Annotated in this window: 13 protein-coding genes and 1 tRNA gene; all 14 read left to right on the forward strand. The window is 55.4% G+C overall.

All coding sequences use genetic code 11. The features are described from left to right. Positions 1–432: EF-Tu C-terminal domain-related protein (locus tag BLV11_RS17890; protein ID WP_245726073.1), on the forward strand; the 432-nt coding region annotated here is incomplete at its 5' end. 23 nt (positions 433–455) lie between these two features. After that, positions 456–531: transfer RNA gene (locus BLV11_RS17895), tRNA-Trp, on the forward strand. Between the two features lie 30 nt (positions 532–561). Further along, on the forward strand, positions 562–930 hold the full coding sequence (gene secE / locus BLV11_RS17900) for a preprotein translocase subunit SecE (protein WP_091817844.1): 369 nt from the start codon (positions 562–564) through the stop codon (positions 928–930). A gap of 12 nt (positions 931–942) precedes the next feature. Further along, positions 943–1,476 (forward strand): transcription termination/antitermination protein NusG, encoded by a 534-nt coding sequence (gene nusG / locus BLV11_RS17905; protein ID WP_091817847.1) that lies wholly within the window; start codon positions 943–945, stop codon positions 1,474–1,476. A gap of 117 nt (positions 1,477–1,593) precedes the next feature. Further along, complete coding sequence (gene rplK / locus BLV11_RS17910) at positions 1,594–2,025, forward strand: 50S ribosomal protein L11 (RefSeq protein ID WP_091817851.1); 432 nt, start codon at positions 1,594–1,596, stop codon at positions 2,023–2,025. A 1-nt stretch (position 2,026) separates the two neighbouring features. Next, the gene (gene rplA / locus BLV11_RS17915; RefSeq protein ID WP_091817856.1) at positions 2,027–2,725 is read left to right on the forward strand and encodes a 50S ribosomal protein L1; all 699 of its coding nucleotides are present in this window, start codon (positions 2,027–2,029) and stop codon (positions 2,723–2,725) included. 223 nt (positions 2,726–2,948) lie between these two features. Continuing rightward, positions 2,949–3,479 carry a 50S ribosomal protein L10 gene (gene rplJ, locus BLV11_RS17920; protein WP_091817859.1) on the forward strand — a complete coding sequence of 177 codons (531 nt, stop codon included), beginning with the start codon at positions 2,949–2,951 and terminating at the stop codon, positions 3,477–3,479. A 39-nt stretch (positions 3,480–3,518) separates the two neighbouring features. Further along, positions 3,519–3,893, forward strand: a complete 375-nt coding sequence (rplL, locus tag BLV11_RS17925) for a 50S ribosomal protein L7/L12 (RefSeq protein ID WP_091817862.1) — start codon at positions 3,519–3,521, stop codon at positions 3,891–3,893. Between the two features lie 242 nt (positions 3,894–4,135). Beyond that, positions 4,136–8,212 carry a DNA-directed RNA polymerase subunit beta gene (gene rpoB / locus BLV11_RS17930; protein ID WP_091817877.1) on the forward strand — a complete coding sequence of 1,359 codons (4,077 nt, stop codon included), beginning with the start codon at positions 4,136–4,138 and terminating at the stop codon, positions 8,210–8,212. A gap of 78 nt (positions 8,213–8,290) precedes the next feature. Then, on the forward strand, positions 8,291–12,499 hold the full coding sequence (gene rpoC, locus BLV11_RS17935) for a DNA-directed RNA polymerase subunit beta' (RefSeq protein ID WP_091817867.1): 4,209 nt from the start codon (positions 8,291–8,293) through the stop codon (positions 12,497–12,499). A 149-nt stretch (positions 12,500–12,648) separates the two neighbouring features. Further along, positions 12,649–13,023, forward strand: a complete 375-nt coding sequence (gene rpsL / locus BLV11_RS17940) for a 30S ribosomal protein S12 (protein WP_012139854.1) — start codon at positions 12,649–12,651, stop codon at positions 13,021–13,023. A gap of 114 nt (positions 13,024–13,137) precedes the next feature. After that, entirely contained in the window at positions 13,138–13,608 is a 471-nt protein-coding gene (gene rpsG, locus BLV11_RS17945; RefSeq protein ID WP_091817871.1) for a 30S ribosomal protein S7, read from the forward strand. Positions 13,609–13,626: 18 nt separating this feature from the next. Beyond that, positions 13,627–15,729 (forward strand): elongation factor G, encoded by a 2,103-nt coding sequence (fusA, locus tag BLV11_RS17950; protein ID WP_091817874.1) that lies wholly within the window; start codon positions 13,627–13,629, stop codon positions 15,727–15,729. Positions 15,730–15,763: 34 nt separating this feature from the next. Further along, on the forward strand, positions 15,764–16,361 hold a 598-nt coding region (locus BLV11_RS17955; protein WP_139173256.1), incomplete at its 3' end, for a GTP-binding protein.

Consider the following 16,361-nt stretch of genomic DNA (forward strand, 5'->3'; position numbering starts at 1 on the left):
CAGTCCACTACCTGTACCGGTGTTGAGATGTTCCGCAAGCTGCTGGACGAAGGTCGTGCCGGTGAGAACGTTGGTGTTCTGCTGCGTGGTACCAAGCGTGACGACGTTGAGCGTGGTCAGGTTCTGTGTGTACCGGGCTCCATCAAGCCGCACACCCGCTTCGAATGTGAAGTGTACGTTCTGAGCAAGGAAGAAGGCGGTCGTCATACTCCGTTCTTCAAAGGCTACCGTCCCCAGTTCTACTTCCGGACCACTGACGTGACCGGTTCTTGCGAACTGCCGGAAGGTGTTGAAATGGTAATGCCTGGCGATAACGTCAAGATGGATGTCACCCTGATCGCTCCGATCGCGATGGAAGAAGGTCTGCGCTTCGCCATCCGTGAAGGTGGTCGTACTGTGGGTGCCGGCGTTGTAGCCAAAATCGTAGAGTAATCTGCGCTGAGTTGTTTCGGTGCAGGCCAGTAGCTCAATTGGCAGAGCAGCGGTCTCCAAAACCGCAGGTTGGGGGTTCGATTCCCTCCTGGCCTGCCATTTCTAACACCGGGATATAAGCTGATTCCTATGGAGTCAAAAGCCGATAATGCAACCGGTCGCTTCGATGCGATGAAGTGGCTGGTTGTTTTCGTTCTGATTGCCGCTGGTGTAGTGGGTAATCAGTATTTTAATGCCGAGTCACTGCTGTATCGTGTGCTGGCTTTGGTCGCCTTGGCGCTGGTTGCTGCGTTTGTTGCGTTGCAAACCGAGCGGGGGCGGCGTTTTGCTACCCTGCTGAAAGAAGCGAGGGTGGAAATTCGCAAGGTGGTTTGGCCGACCAGGCCGGAACTGGTTCAGACAACGGCGATTGTCGTTGTGTTTGTGCTGGTTGTTGGGCTGTTGCTGTGGGGCATGGACTCACTGATCAGCTTCCTGGTTTCAGGCTTTATCGGTTAACAGGAGTGGGCAATGGCTAAGCGTTGGTATGTTGTGCACGCTTATTCTGGCTTCGAAAAGCATGTAATGCGCACTCTGAAAGAGCGGGTAGCGCTCAACGGCATGGAAGATCTCTTTGGGGATATTCTGGTGCCGACCGAAGAAGTCGTTGAAATGCGCGACGGCAAAAAGCGCAAAAGTGAGCGGAAGTTCTATCCGGGCTACGTACTGGTTCAGATGGAAATGAATGAAGGCTCCTGGCACCTGGTTAAGGACACCCCGCGTGTTCTTGGCTTCATCGGTGGTACCAAGGAAAAGCCTGCTCCGATCACCGAGCGTGAGGCTGAGGCAATCCTTAGTCGCGTCGAGAGTGGGGCTGATAAGCCGAAGCCGAAGACGTTGTTTGAGCCGGGTGAGATTGTTCGCGTTATTGAGGGCCCGTTTGCGGACTTCAATGGTGTGGTTGAAGAAGTTGACTACGACAAGAGTCGGGTCAAGGTTGCTGTGTTGATCTTTGGACGTTCTACTCCGGTAGAGCTGGAGTTTGGGCAGGTCGAGAAAGACTGATCGGCAACTTCTGAAGCAGGAGCTCGCGCACTCAGGTGACGCGGGCTTTTTGTGTCTGATGATTGTGTTTTTACATCATGGGGAGCCGCAAGGCGCTATAACCCAAAGGAGAAAATCATGGCTAAGAAAATCGAAGCGTATATCAAGCTTCAGGTTGCCGCTGGTCAGGCTAACCCAAGCCCCCCAGTTGGTCCTGCGCTGGGTCAGCGTGGTGTTAACATCATGGAATTCTGCAAGGCGTTCAACGCCAAGACTCAGGGTATGGAGCCCGGTCTGCCGATTCCAACTGTAATCACAGTTTACGCCGATCGTAGCTTCACTTTCATTACCAAGACTCCGCCTGCCGCGGTTCTGCTGAAAAAAGCTGCTGGTATCAAGAGTGGTTCTGGCCGTCCGAATACTGAGAAAGTCGGTACTGTTACCCGCGCTCAGCTGGAAGAAATTGCCAAGACCAAAGAGCCGGACATGACCGCCGCCGATCTCGAGGCTGCTGTCCGTACCATCGCTGGAACTGCCCGCAGCATGGGCCTGAACGTGGAGGGCCTGTAACATGGCAAAGCTGAGCAAGCGTCAAAAGCTGATCCGTGAAAAGGTTGAGTCCGGTCGTGCCTACTCTGTAGACGAAGCCGTAGCTCTGCTGGTTGAACTGGGCCAGGGCGTCAAGTTCAAAGAGTCTATCGATGTAGCCGTCAACCTGGGTGTTGATGCGCGTAAATCTGACCAGGTTGTCCGTAGCAGTACTGTACTGCCTAACGGTACCGGCAAAACTGTTCGTGTCGCTGTGTTCACTCAGGGTGCCAACGCTGAGAAAGCAACGGCTGCCGGTGCGGACATCGTCGGTATGGAAGATCTGGCAGAAGAAGTTAAGAAAGGCAACATGGATTTCGACGTGGTTATTGCCACACCGGACGCCATGCGTGTTGTTGGTCAGCTGGGTCAGATCCTCGGTCCCCGTGGTCTGATGCCTAACCCGAAGGTTGGTACCGTAACGCCTGACGTAGAAGCTGCGGTCAAGAACGCCAAGGCGGGTCAGGTTCGTTACCGGACTGACAAAAACGGTATCATCCACGCGCCGATGGGTAACGTGGAATTTGCTGCCGACGCGATCAAGGAGAACCTTGAAGCGCTGTTGGTAGACCTGAAAAAGGCCAAGCCTGCGTCGGCGAAAGGTGTTTACCTGAAGAAGGTAACCCTGTCGTCCACCATGGGTCCTGGTCTTGCTATTGATCAGAGCGGTCTGAATATCTGATCGGACTGGTCAGTAGTAACTTTGTAGTTTTGGCATAGCCAAGGCTGTCAAAGACCGCAGGCCCCTGATGCCCGGCAGCTCTTGTTGTCGGGCGCAAGGGTTAAAGCAACGCCTGCGCAGACGGTGTGAAGACGTTCTCTCTGAACCCTAGCACCGTTAGGGCGCCCGCAAGGGCAATTATGGGTTTGCCGGAATTTGTCCGGCGAAATCGAGGAGAAATCCAGTGGCAATTAGACTCGAAGACAAGAAGGCGATCGTCGCTGAAGTCAACGAGACTGCCAGTGGTGCTCTGTCTGTCGTACTGGCCGATTACCGTGGTGTCACCTCTGGTGATATGACGGCTCTTCGTGCAAAGGCTCGTGCCGAAGCCGTTTGCCTCAAGGTTGTTCGTAACAACCTGGCAAAGCTGGCTGTAAAAGGTACTGAGTTCGAGTGCATCGAAGAAGCATTGGTTGGCCCTACGATTCTGGCGTTCTCTATGGAAGATCCTGGTGCGGCAGCTCGTCTGCTCAAGGATTTCGCCAAAGAGGAAGAGGCATTTGAGATCAAGGCCCTGGCCGTCGGCGGTGAGCTGATGGGTGCAGACCAGATCGATCGCCTTGCCAAGCTCCCGACACGCCACGAAGCGTTGACGATGCTGGCAGCCGTAACACAGGCACCGATCACCAAGCTCGCACGTACTCTGAACGAAATTCCGTCCAAAGTAACACGTGCTGTAGCGGCAGTTCGCGACCAGAAGCAAGAAGCTGCTTGATTCTGTTGAACACCATTTTTAAATTTTTGGGAGAAAGTCATGGCTCTGTCTAACGAAGACATTTTGAATGCAATTGCTGAAATGAGCGTAATGGACGTTGTTGCGCTGGTTGAAGCTATGGAAGAAAAGTTCGGCGTTTCTGCCGCTGCTGCTGTTGCAGCTGCTCCTGCTGCTGCCGGCGACGCCGCTGCCGCTGAAGAGAAGACCGAATTTGACGTTGTTCTGACCGCTGCTGGCGACAAGAAAGTTAACGCCATCAAGGCTGTTCGTGAACTGACCGGCCTGGGTCTGAAAGAAGCCAAGGAAATGGTTGACGGCGCTCCTTCTACTGTTAAGGAAGGCGCTTCCAAGGAAGAAGCAGAAGAAGCCAAGAAGAAGCTTGAGGAAGCTGGCGCTTCTGTTGAGCTCAAGTAATAGCGTGTTTCTGAACGCTACCGTGCGGTAAGCATGGACGGGCTGGTGGCCAAGGGCCACCGGCCTTTTTCTGTTGTATATGCTATAGAGCTTGCAGTGAAAAAAATTCAAGGCTACAGCCTCTATAACCTACAGCCAGAGTCTTGTTCAAGACGGCGCAGTATGCCGAGCAACTCGGCCCCGAAGCATAATTACGGTTGCTTCTTGATACCAGGTATCAGGTCTAACGCTGGGGAATGCAGATGACTTACTCCTATACTGAGAAAAAGCGGATTCGCAAAGATTTTAGTAAATTGCCTTCCGTGATGGATGTCCCCTATTTGCTGTCTATTCAGCTTGATTCTTATCGGGACTTCCTGCAAATGGAAGCGGCTGCGGATAGTCGCCAGGAAACTGGCCTTCACGCAGCGTTCAAATCCGTATTCCCGATTGCCAGTTACTCTGGCAATGCGGCGCTCGAATACGTGAGTTACCGCATTGGTGAGCCGGTATTCGACGTCAAGGAATGCCAGCTTCGGGGTGTGACGTACGCAGCACCGCTGCGGGTTAAAGTGCGTCTGATCATCTACGACAAGGAATCGTCTAACAAAGCCATCAAGGACATCAAGGAACAAGAAGTCTACATGGGCGAAATGCCTCTGATGACTGAGAACGGTACCTTCATCGTCAATGGTACCGAACGTGTTATCGTTTCCCAGCTGCATCGCTCGCCGGGCGTCTTCTTTGACCATGACAAAGGTAAGACCCATTCTTCCGGCAAGCTGCTGTATTCAGCCCGGGTAATTCCTTACCGTGGCTCCTGGCTTGACTTTGAATTCGATCCGAAGGACGCCGTGTTCGTTCGTATCGACCGTCGCCGTAAGCTGCCGGCCTCGATCCTGTTGCGCGCCATTGGTTTCAGTTCCGCCGAAATGCTGGATATGTTCTTTGATACCAGCAAGTTCTCGATTGGCGCTGACGTGTGTATGCTGGAACTGGTGCCGAGCCGCCTGCGCGGTGATATTGCCACCTTTGATATCAAGGACAAAGATGGCAGCGTGATTGTCGAGGAAGGCCGTCGTGTGACCGCGCGTCACATCCGTCAGCTTGAAAAGTCCGGCATCACCGAGCTTGAAGTGCCCAGCGAATACCTCAATGGCCGAGTTATTGCCCGCGATATGGTGGATAGCAAGACCGGTGAGCTGCTGGTTGAATGTAACACCGAGATTACTTCCGAGGTTCTGGAAACGCTGCTCGATGCCGGCATCACAGAACTCGAGACGCTGTACACCAACGATCTCGACTGTGGCCCGTTCATGTCCGATACCCTGCGTATCGATCCGACCCGCAGCCAGCTGGAATCACTGGTGGAAATCTACCGGATGATGCGTCCGGGAGAACCCCCCACCAAGGAATCCGCGGAGAACCTGTTCAACAACCTGTTCTTCTCTGACGAACGCTACGATCTCTCTGCGGTCGGCCGAATGAAGCTGAACCGCCGTCTGGGACGTGACGAAAGCACCGGTCCGGGTATCCTGACCAACGATGACATCATCGACGTGCTGAAAACCCTGATCGCGATCCGTAATGGCCAGGGCAATATCGATGACATCGATAACCTGGGTAACCGTCGTATCCGTTCCGTCGGTGAGATGGCCGAGAACCAGTTCCGTGTTGGTCTGGTCCGGGTTGAACGTGCGGTTCGTGAACGCCTCAGCCTGGCAGAAAGCGAAGGCCTGATGCCACAGGATCTGATCAATGCCAAGCCGGTTGCGGCAGCCGTTAAAGAGTTCTTCGGTTCCAGCCAGCTGTCCCAGTTTATGGACCAGAACAACCCGCTGTCCGAAGTGACCCACAAGCGCCGCGTGTCCGCGCTTGGACCTGGTGGTCTGACCCGAGAGCGTGCCGGCTTTGAGGTACGTGACGTACACCCGACTCACTACGGTCGTGTATGTCCGATCGAGACTCCGGAAGGTCCGAACATCGGTCTGATCAACTCGTTGGCGACTTATGCCCGCACCAACTCTTACGGCTTCCTTGAGAGTCCGTACCGGAAAGTGGTTGATGGCCTGGTTACCGACGAGATTGCGTACCTGTCGGCTATCGAAGAAAGCAATTACGTCATTGCGCAGGCGAGTGCGGCCGTTGATGAAAACGGACGTCTGGCCGATGAGCTGGTTACCGTTCGTCATCTCAATGAGTTTACCGTAACGCCGCCGGAAAACGTGACCTTCATGGACGTGTCTCCGCGCCAGGTTGTATCGGTTGCCGCATCGCTGATCCCGTTCCTCGAGCACGATGATGCTAACCGCGCCCTGATGGGTGCGAACATGCAGCGTCAGGCGGTTCCGACCTTGCGTGCTGACAAGCCGCTGGTGGGTACTGGTATCGAGCGCATCGTGGCCCAGGATTCCGGTGTTTGTGTAACGGCCCGCCGTGGTGGTGTGATCGAGAGCGTCGATGCGGCCCGTATCGTGGTTCGAGTCAACGATGCCGAAACAGCGGCCGGTGATGCTGGTGTGGATATCTATAACCTCACCAAGTACACCCGTTCTAACCAGAACACCTGTATCAACCAGCGTTCGATTGTGAAGCAGGGTGATCTGGTCGCTCGTGGCGATGTGCTCGCTGATGGTCCGTCGGTGGATCTGGGTGAGCTGGCTTTGGGTCAGAACATGCGTATCGCATTCATGCCCTGGAACGGTTACAACTTCGAGGATTCCATCCTGGTATCTGAGAAAGTGGTGCAGGAAGATCGTTTCACCACGATTCACATCCAGGAACTGACCTGTGTAGCCCGTGACACCAAGCTGGGCAGCGAAGAAATTACCGCGGATATTCCGAACGTCGGTGAAAGCGCCCTCTCCAAGCTGGACGAGTCCGGTATCGTATACATCGGTGCTGAAGTCGGCCCGGGTGACATTCTGGTCGGTAAGGTGACGCCGAAGGGCGAAACCCAACTGACGCCGGAAGAAAAGCTGCTGCGTGCCATCTTTGGTGAAAAAGCCTCTGACGTTAAAGATACCTCTGCCCGGGTTTCCACCGGTACCCGCGGTACCGTTATCGACGTCCAGGTGTTCACCCGTGATGGTATTGAGAAAGATCAGCGTGCACTGTCCATCGAGAAAGAGCAGCTGGACAAGTACCGCAAGGACCTGAAAGACGAGTACCGCATCGTTGAGGGTGCCACCTACGAGCGTCTGATGAATGCGCTCAAGGGTCAGGAAGTTCTCAGCGGTCCCGACCTCAAGAAGGGTGCAACGCTGGAGGAAGGCTACCTGGCTGAACTGCCGCGTCAGGACTGGTTCCGTCTGCGCCTGAAAGATGAGGCTCTCAATGAGCTTCTGGAGAAGTCCGAGCAGAGCCTTGAAGACCGTAAGAAAGAGCATGAAGAGCGCTTTGAAGACAAGAAGCGTAAGCTCCAGCAAGGCGACGATCTGGCTCCGGGCGTACTGAAGATCGTCAAGGTTTACCTGGCCATCAAGCGTCGCATCCAGCCGGGTGACAAGATGGCCGGTCGTCACGGTAACAAGGGTGTTATCTCTGCCGTGAAGCCTGTGGAAGATATGCCTTACGACGAGCAGGGCAACCCGGTTGATATCGTGCTCAACCCGCTGGGTGTACCGTCGCGGATGAACGTAGGTCAGGTGCTGGAAACTCACCTGGGTGCCGCCGCTCGTGGCCTTGGCCACAAGATCAACACCATGATCGAAGAGCAGCGCAAGGTCGCGGAAATTCGCGAACTGCTGGGTGAGATCTATAATCACAGTGACGAGGTGTCTCCGGTCAAACTGGATACCCTCAGCGACGCTGAAATTATGGAGCTTGCCGATAACCTGCGTGGTGGTGTTCCCATGGCGACGGCGGTCTTTGACGGCGCCAAGGAAGCGGAGGTCAAGCGTATGCTTGAGCTCGCGGATATGGACACCAGCGGTCAGACCCGTCTGTATGACGGCCGTACCGGTGATGCCTTTGATCGCCCGGTCACGGTCGGCTACATGTACGTGCTGAAGCTGAACCACCTGATCGACGACAAGATGCACGCTCGTTCTACCGGCTCCTATAGCCTGGTTACCCAGCAGCCGCTGGGTGGTAAGGCTCAGTTTGGTGGTCAGCGTTTCGGTGAGATGGAAGTCTGGGCCCTTGAGGCCTATGGCGCAGCGTATACGCTGCAGGAAATGCTCACCGTCAAGTCTGACGACGTCAACGGTCGGACCAAGATGTACAAGAACATTGTCGATGGTGACCATCGCATGGAGCCGGGTATGCCCGAATCCTTCAACGTTCTTGTCAAGGAAATCCGCTCGCTGGGTATCGACATCGAGCTGGAATCCGACTGAGCCGAATTGTTTTTTGGCAGCGTGAGCGGGCACGTGTTCGTGCCCGCCCGAGATTAACGCCATCCGGAGCTGTTACTGATGAAAGATTTGCTTAATCTTCTCAAGAGCCAGAACCAGAAGCAGGAATTTGACGCCATCCGTATTGGACTGGCCTCTCCTGATATGATCCGCTCCTGGTCTTTTGGTGAAGTCAAGAAGCCTGAGACCATCAACTACCGTACGTTCAAGCCTGAGCGTGACGGTCTGTTCTGTGCCAAGATCTTTGGCCCGATCAAGGACTACGAGTGCCTGTGCGGTAAATACAAGCGCCTCAAGCACCGTGGTGTGATCTGTGAGAAATGTGGTGTAGAAGTTGCTCTGGCCAGTGTGCGTCGTGAGCGCATGGGGCATATCGAGCTGGCCAGCCCGGTAGCCCACATCTGGTTCCTGAAGTCCTTGCCGTCGCGTATCGGCCTGATGCTGGACATGACCCTGCGTGATATCGAGCGGGTCCTGTACTTTGAATCGTTTATCGTGATCGAGCCGGGCATGACCACTCTCGAGCGCGGTCAGCTGCTGAACGACGAGCAGTACTACGAGGCGCTGGAAGAGTTCGGTGATGAGTTCGACGCTAAAATGGGCGCTGAGGCGATCAAGGCCCTGCTGGAAGATATCGATCTGCAAGGTGAAATCGACACCCTGCGTGAAGAGATTCCCCAGACCAACTCTGAAACCAAGATCAAGAAGTTCGGCAAGCGCCTGAAAATCCTTGAGGCTTTCCTGAACTCCGGCAACCGTCCGGGCGACATGATCATGACCGTATTGCCAGTTCTGCCGCCGGACCTGCGTCCGCTGGTACCGCTGGACGGTGGTCGTTTCGCAACGTCTGACCTTAACGATCTGTATCGTCGGGTGATTAACCGGAACAACCGTCTCAAGCGTCTGCTTGAGCTGAACGCGCCGGATATCATCGTTCGCAACGAGAAGCGAATGCTGCAGGAAGCCGTTGACGCCTTGCTGGATAACGGTCGTCGGGGTCGTGCCATCACGGGCACCAACAAGCGTCCCCTGAAGTCCCTCGCTGACATGATCAAGGGTAAGCAGGGTCGCTTCCGTCAGAACCTGCTGGGTAAGCGGGTCGACTACTCCGGTCGTTCCGTGATCGTGGTTGGTCCCTACCTGCGCCTGCATCAGTGCGGTCTTCCCAAGAAGATGGCGCTGGAGCTGTTCAAGCCGTTCATCTTTGCCAAGCTTGAGCATCGTGGTCTGGCCACGACCATCAAGGCAGCCAAGAAGATGGTCGAGCGCGAAGAGGCGGTGGTCTGGGATATCCTCGACGAAGTCATTCGTGAGCACCCGATCATGCTCAACCGGGCGCCGACACTTCACCGTCTGGGTATCCAGGCGTTCGAGCCGGTCCTGATTGAAGGTAAGGCAATCCAGCTGCACCCGCTGGTGTGTGCGGCCTACAACGCTGACTTCGATGGCGACCAGATGGCGGTCCACGTACCGCTGACCCTGGAAGCCCAGCTCGAAGCCCGTGCGCTGATGATGTCTACCAACAACGTTCTGTCCCCGGCGAACGGTGAACCGATCATCGTGCCGTCCCAGGACGTTGTACTGGGTCTCTACTACATGACCCGTGAGCGTAAGAACGCCTTGGGTGAAGGCATGGTCTTTGCCGACACCAAGGAAGTTCATCGTGCCTACGGTGCCAAGAAAGTTGATCTGCAGGCGAGCATCAAGGTTCGTCTGAGAGAAGTTGTTGCCAATGAAGACGGTGAGCAGATCGAATCCAGCAGCTTGGTGGATACGACCGTTGGTCGCGCCCTGCTGTTTGATATCGTACCTGACGGTATGCCGTTCTCCATCGTCAACAAGCCGATGGTCAAGAAGGCGATCTCCAATCTGATTAACGTGTGCTACCGCACCGTGGGTCTGAAAGAGTCTGTCATCTTCGCTGACCAGCTGATGTACACCGGTTTCCATTATGCAACCGTGTCCGGTACCTCAATCGGTGTTAACGACTTCGAGATCCCGCCCGAGAAATACGAGCTGGTCGAAGCGGCTGAGGATGAGGTTAAGGAAATCGAATCCCAGTACGCATCCGGTCTGCTGACTCAGGGTGAGAAGTACAACAAGGTTATCGATATCTGGTCCCGCGCCAACGACAAGGTCTCCAAGGCCATGATGGAGCGTCTGGCGAAAGAGCAAGTCTACGGTGCCGATGGCGAGCCCGTCGTTGGTGAAGATGGCGAGCTGGTGACCCAGGAGTCGTTCAACTCCGTCTACATGATGGCCGACTCCGGTGCCCGGGGTTCCGCGGCCCAGATTCGTCAGCTGGCCGGTATGCGTGGCCTGATGGCCAAGCCGGACGGTTCTATCATCGAGACGCCGATTACCGCGAACTTCCGTGAAGGTCTGAACGTACTGCAGTACTTCATCTCGACCCACGGTGCTCGTAAGGGTCTGGCGGATACCGCTCTGAAGACCGCGAACTCCGGATATCTGACCCGTCGTCTGGTTGACGTATCCCAGGATCTGGTGGTCACCGAGGTCGATTGCGGTACCAACGACGGCCTGCTGATGACGCCTCATATCGAAGGCGGTGACGTGGTTGTTCCGCTGGGTGACCGTGTACTGGGCCGGGTTACCGCCCGTGACGTGTACACCCCGACCGACAAGGACAACGCAGTTGTCCCGGCCGGAACCCTGCTGGACGAAAAGACCATTGAGATGGTTGAGCGTGCGGGTGTCGATGAAATCTGGGTTCGCTCAGCGATTACCTGTGACACCAAGCACGGTGTCTGCTCTAACTGTTACGGTCGTGACCTGGCTCGTGGCCACCTGGTCAACGTTGGTGAGGCTGTTGGTGTTATCGCGGCCCAGTCCATCGGTGAGCCGGGAACCCAGCTTACCATGCGTACCTTCCACATCGGTGGTGCGGCGAGCCGGGCGTCAGCTGTTGATAACATCCAGGTCAAGCATGGCGGTACCGTTCGTCTGCACAACCTGAAGTCGATCGAGAAGAAAGACGGCAGCCTGGTTGTGGTTTCCCGTTCTTCTGCATTGGCAATTGCTGATGAGCAGGGGCGTGAGCGTGAGTGGTACAAACTGCCATACGGTGCGGTACTGTCCGTCAAGCACGGTGATGAAGTTGATGCCGGTGTTGTGGTGGCCAAGTGGGATCCACACACTCACCCGATCATCGCCGAAGGCGCAGGTACTGCGAAATTCGTCGGTATGGATCAGGGTATTACTGTTCGTACTCAGACCGATGAACTTACCGGACTGTCTACCGTTCAGGTTATCGACCCGAAAGAGCGTCCGGCGGCTGGTAAAGACATTCGCCCGATGGTTCAGGTGCTGGATGCGAGTGGTGAAGAGGTCTTGTTGCCAGGTGGTAGCCCGGCCCAGTACTTCCTGCCGGCAAACGCCCTGATCACCCTGAGCGATGGTGGCAAGGTCGAGCTGGGTGATGTTGTCGCCCGTATTCCTCAGGAAAGCTCGAAAACCCGGGATATCACCGGTGGTCTGCCGCGGGTTGCTGACTTGTTTGAGGCCCGTCGTCCGAAAGAGCCGTCCATCCTGGCGGAAATCTCCGGAACGGTCTCCTTCGGTAAGGAAACCAAAGGTAAGAAGCGCCTGGTCATCACTCCGAAAGACGGTGATGCCTATGAAGTGCTGATTCCCAAATGGCGCCAGCTCAACGTGTTTGAAGGTGAAACCGTAGAGAAGGGTGAGGTGGTCTCCGACGGTCCGTCCAATCCGCACGATATCCTGCGTCTGCTGGGTGTGGTTGAGCTGGCCAAGTACATCACCAACGAAATCCAGGACGTCTACCGTCTGCAGGGTGTTGTCATCAACGATAAACACATCGAGGTTATCGTTCGCCAGATGCTGCGCAAGGTTGAAATCACCGATCCGGGTGATACCGAGCTGCTGTCCGGTGACCAGGTTGAATACAACCTGTTCATCGAGGCCAACGAACAGGCCGAGGCGGAAGACAAGGAACCGGCTAAGTGTGAGCGTCTGCTGCTGGGTATCACCAAGGCGTCGCTGGCAACTGAGTCGTTCATTTCTGCGGCTTCGTTCCAGGAAACGACCCGGGTTCTTACCGAGGGCGCCGTTACTGGCAAGCGCGACTATCTCCGCGGCCTGAAAGAGAACGTCGTGGTTGGTCGTTTGATCCCGGCCGGTACCGGTCTGGCCTACCACAGCGAGCGCCGTCGCAAGCGCGAACTGGAAGAGCAGGGCGTCACCGCGGAAGACGTGGTAGAAGCGCTGAGCGCGGAGCTCAACCGCTAACCCCCGGTAAATCCTTACCGGGAGTTGGTTAAAAAGAAATCAGTCTTCTTGACTGACCGGGGGCGCAGGCTTAAACTTGCGTCCCTTAAATTTTACCCCCGCCTGTCGGGGGTAAGTTTCATTGATCCGGTTTATTGGAGTTTGCTTACATGGCAACGATTAACCAGTTGGTACGTAAGCCTCGTAAACGCAAGGTAGCCAAGAGCGACGTTCCCGCGCTCCAGGCCTGCCCGCAGCGCCGTGGCGTATGTACCCGTGTATACACCACTACGCCGAAGAAGCCGAACTCAGCACTGCGTAAAGTGTGTCGTGTTCGTCTGACCAACGGTTTCGAGGTTTCCTCTTACATTGGCGGTGAAGGTCACAACCTTCAGGAGCACAGTGTTGTGCTGATCCGTGGCGGTCGAGTAAAAGACCTTCCGGGTGTGCGCTATCACACTGTTCGCGGAACACTGGACACCCAGGGTGTACAGAACCGTAAGCAGGGCCGCTCCAAGTACGGTGCAAAACGACCCAAGTCCTGATGTCCCTCGCGGGTGTCTTTTATCGTTGCTGTGTAGCACGGTAAGAGTAAGGCTGAGTGGCAGAATGCTATCTCAGGGGTTCCTGAAGACCTTTTTAAAATTGAGGGCTTATCGATGCCTAGAAGAAGAGTTGCAGCTAAACGGGAAATCATTCCTGATCCCAAATTCGGTAGCCAGCGGCTGGCCAAGTTCATCAACCACGTGATGGAAAGTGGCAAGAAGTCCGTTGCAGAGCGCATTGTTTATGGCGCTCTAGATATCGTTGCCGACAAGTCAAAGGAAGAGCCGATCGAAATGTTCGAGAAGGCCCTGGAAAACATCCAGCCGATGGTTGAGGTTAAGTCCCGTCGTGTGGGTGGTGCTACTTACCAGGTGCCTGTAGAAGTACGGCCTTCCCGTCAGAACGCGCTGGCTATGCGCTGGCTCGTAGAGTACTCCCGCAAGCGTGGTGAGAAGTCCATGGCACAGCGTCTGGCTGGCGAAATCCTGGACGCTGTAGAAAGCAAGGGCGCCGCCGTTAAGAAGCGCGAAGACGTTCATCGCATGGCAGAAGCCAACAAGGCATTCTCCCACTTCCGTTTCTAATCAGCCGAGGTTTATACAGTGGCACGCAAGACTCCTATCAAGCGATACAGAAATATCGGGATTTGTGCGCACGTTGATGCGGGCAAGACCACTACTACCGAGCGGGTACTGTTCTATACCGGTCTTTCTCACAAGATCGGTGAGGTTCATGATGGCGCGGCCACCATGGACTGGATGGAGCAGGAGCAGGAGCGTGGTATTACCATCACCTCTGCGGCGACTACCTGTTTCTGGCAGGGTATGGACAAGCAGTTCCCTGAGCATCGTGTCAACATCATCGATACCCCGGGACACGTTGACTTCACCATCGAGGTAGAGCGCTCACTGCGTGTACTCGACGGCGCGGTTGTTGTGTTCTGTGGTTCCTCCGGTGTTGAGCCTCAGTCTGAGACTGTGTGGCGTCAGGCCAACAAGTACGAAGTTCCCCGCATGGTGTTCGTCAACAAGATGGACCGTGCCGGCGCTAACTTCCTGCGTGTGGTTGACCAGATCAAGAATCGCCTGGGCGCGACTCCTGTGCCTATTCAGCTGCCGATCGGTGCTGAGGAAGACTTCGAGGGCGTGGTCGACCTGATTCGTATGAAGGCGATCTACTGGAACGAAGCTGATTCCGGTATGACCTATGAGCTGCGCGACATTCCGGCCGATATGGTCGAAGAGTGCGAAGCGTACCGTGAGCAGATGGTTGAAGCCGCAGCGGAAGCCAATGACGAGTTCATGGAAAAGTATCTCGAAGGTGGCGAGCTGAGCACCGAAGAGATCAAGCTGGGTCTGCGTACCCGTACTCTGGCGAACGAAATCGTTCTGGCCACCTGTGGTTCGGCGTTCAAGAACAAGGGTGTTCAGGCGGTTCTGGATGCAGTTGTTGAGTATCTCCCGGCGCCGGATGAAGTTAAGGCAATCCGGGGCGAAGTTGACGAAGACGGTACTGAAGAAACTCGTCCGGTCGATGACGATGCGCCATTTGCTGCGCTGGCGTTCAAGATCGCTACTGACCCGTTCGTTGGTACGTTGACGTTCTTCCGTGTTTACTCCGGTAAACTCGAGAGTGGCTCTGCGGTTTACAACTCCGTGAAGCAGAAGAAAGAGCGTGTCGGCCGTATGGTTCAGATGCACTCCAAGGATCGTCAGGAAATCAAAGAGGTTCTGGCGGGAGACATTGCGGCAGCGATCGGCCTGAAGAGTGTGACCACTGGTGACACCCTTTGCGATGAAAATGCCAAGATCATCCTTGAGCGCATGGAATTCCCGGAGCCGGTTATCTCCGTTGCGGTTGAGCCGAAGTCAAAGGCTGACCAGGAGAAGATGGGTATCGCTCTGGGCAAGCTGGCCCAGGAAGATCCGTCTTTCCGCGTTCGTACCGACGAAGAGTCTGGTCAGACCATCATCTCCGGTATGGGTGAGCTGCACCTGGATATCATCGTTGATCGTATGCGTCGCGAGTTCAAGGTTGAGGCCAACATCGGTAAGCCTCAGGTTGCCTATCGCGAGTGCATTCGTAAGCCGGTTGACGTGGAAGGCAAATTTGTTCGTCAGTCTGGTGGTCGTGGTCAGTACGGTCACGTTAAGGTCAAGCTTGAGCCGCTGCCGCTGGACGACGAAGCTGAAAACTTCATCTTTGTGAACGAGATCGTCGGTGGTGTAGTTCCCAAGGAATACATCCCGGCAATCCAGCAGGGTATCGAAGAGCAGATGCAGAACGGCTGTATCGCCGGCTATCCGCTCCTTGGTATCAAAGCGACGCTGTACGATGGTTCCTACCACGATGTTGACTCCAACGAAATGGCGTTCAAGATCGCGGGTTCCATGGCTATGAAGAAAGGTGCCCTGGAAGCCAATCCTGCGCTGCTGGAGCCGATCATGAAGGTGGAGGTTGTTACCCCTGAAGATTACATGGGTGACGTCGTAGGTGACCTGAACCGTCGTCGTGGCCTGGTTCAGGGGATGGACGAGAGCCCGGCGGGCAAGATTCTTCGTGCCGAGGTTCCGTTGTCGGAGATGTTCGGTTATGCCACCGACCTGCGCTCAGCGACTCAGGGTCGGGCATCCTATGCGATGGAGTTCTCCCGCTATATGGAAGCTCCTTCGAACATTGCCGAAGCGATCATTAAAAAGGGTTGATCCCAGGACTTAAGTAACAGGAAGAGGTATAACCGTGTCCAAAGAAAAATTTGAACGTAATAAACCGCACGTCAACGTAGGCACTATCGGTCACGTTGACCATGGTAAGACCACTCTGACCGCGGCTCTGACTCGTGTATGTCACGAAGTTTGGGGAACTGGTACTGCGAGCGCTTTCGACATGATCGATAACGCGCCTGAAGAGCGTGCGCGTGGTATCACCATTGCGACCTCTCACGTTGAGTACGACTCTCCGATCCGTCACTACGCACACGTTGACTGCCCGGGCCACGCTGACTATGTGAAGAACATGATCACTGGTGCGGCTCAGATGGACGGCGCGATCCTGGTTTGTTCCGCAGCTGACGGCCCAATGCCGCAGACTCGTGAGCACATCCTGCTGTCCCGTCAGGTAGGTGTTCCTTACATCGTCGTGTTCCTGAACAAGGCTGACATGGTTGATGACGAGGAGCTGCTGGAGCTGGTCGAGATGGAAGTTCGCGACCTGCTGAGCACCTACGACTTCCCGGGTGACGACACTCCGATCATCACCGGTTCTGCGCTGATGGCTCTGGAAGGTCGTGACGACAACGAGATGGGTACTACCGCTGTTAAGAAGCTGGTAGAAGCTC

The sequence above is a fragment of the Marinobacter mobilis genome, assembly GCF_900106945.1.
Lineage (GTDB): Bacteria > Pseudomonadota > Gammaproteobacteria > Pseudomonadales > Oleiphilaceae > Marinobacter > Marinobacter mobilis.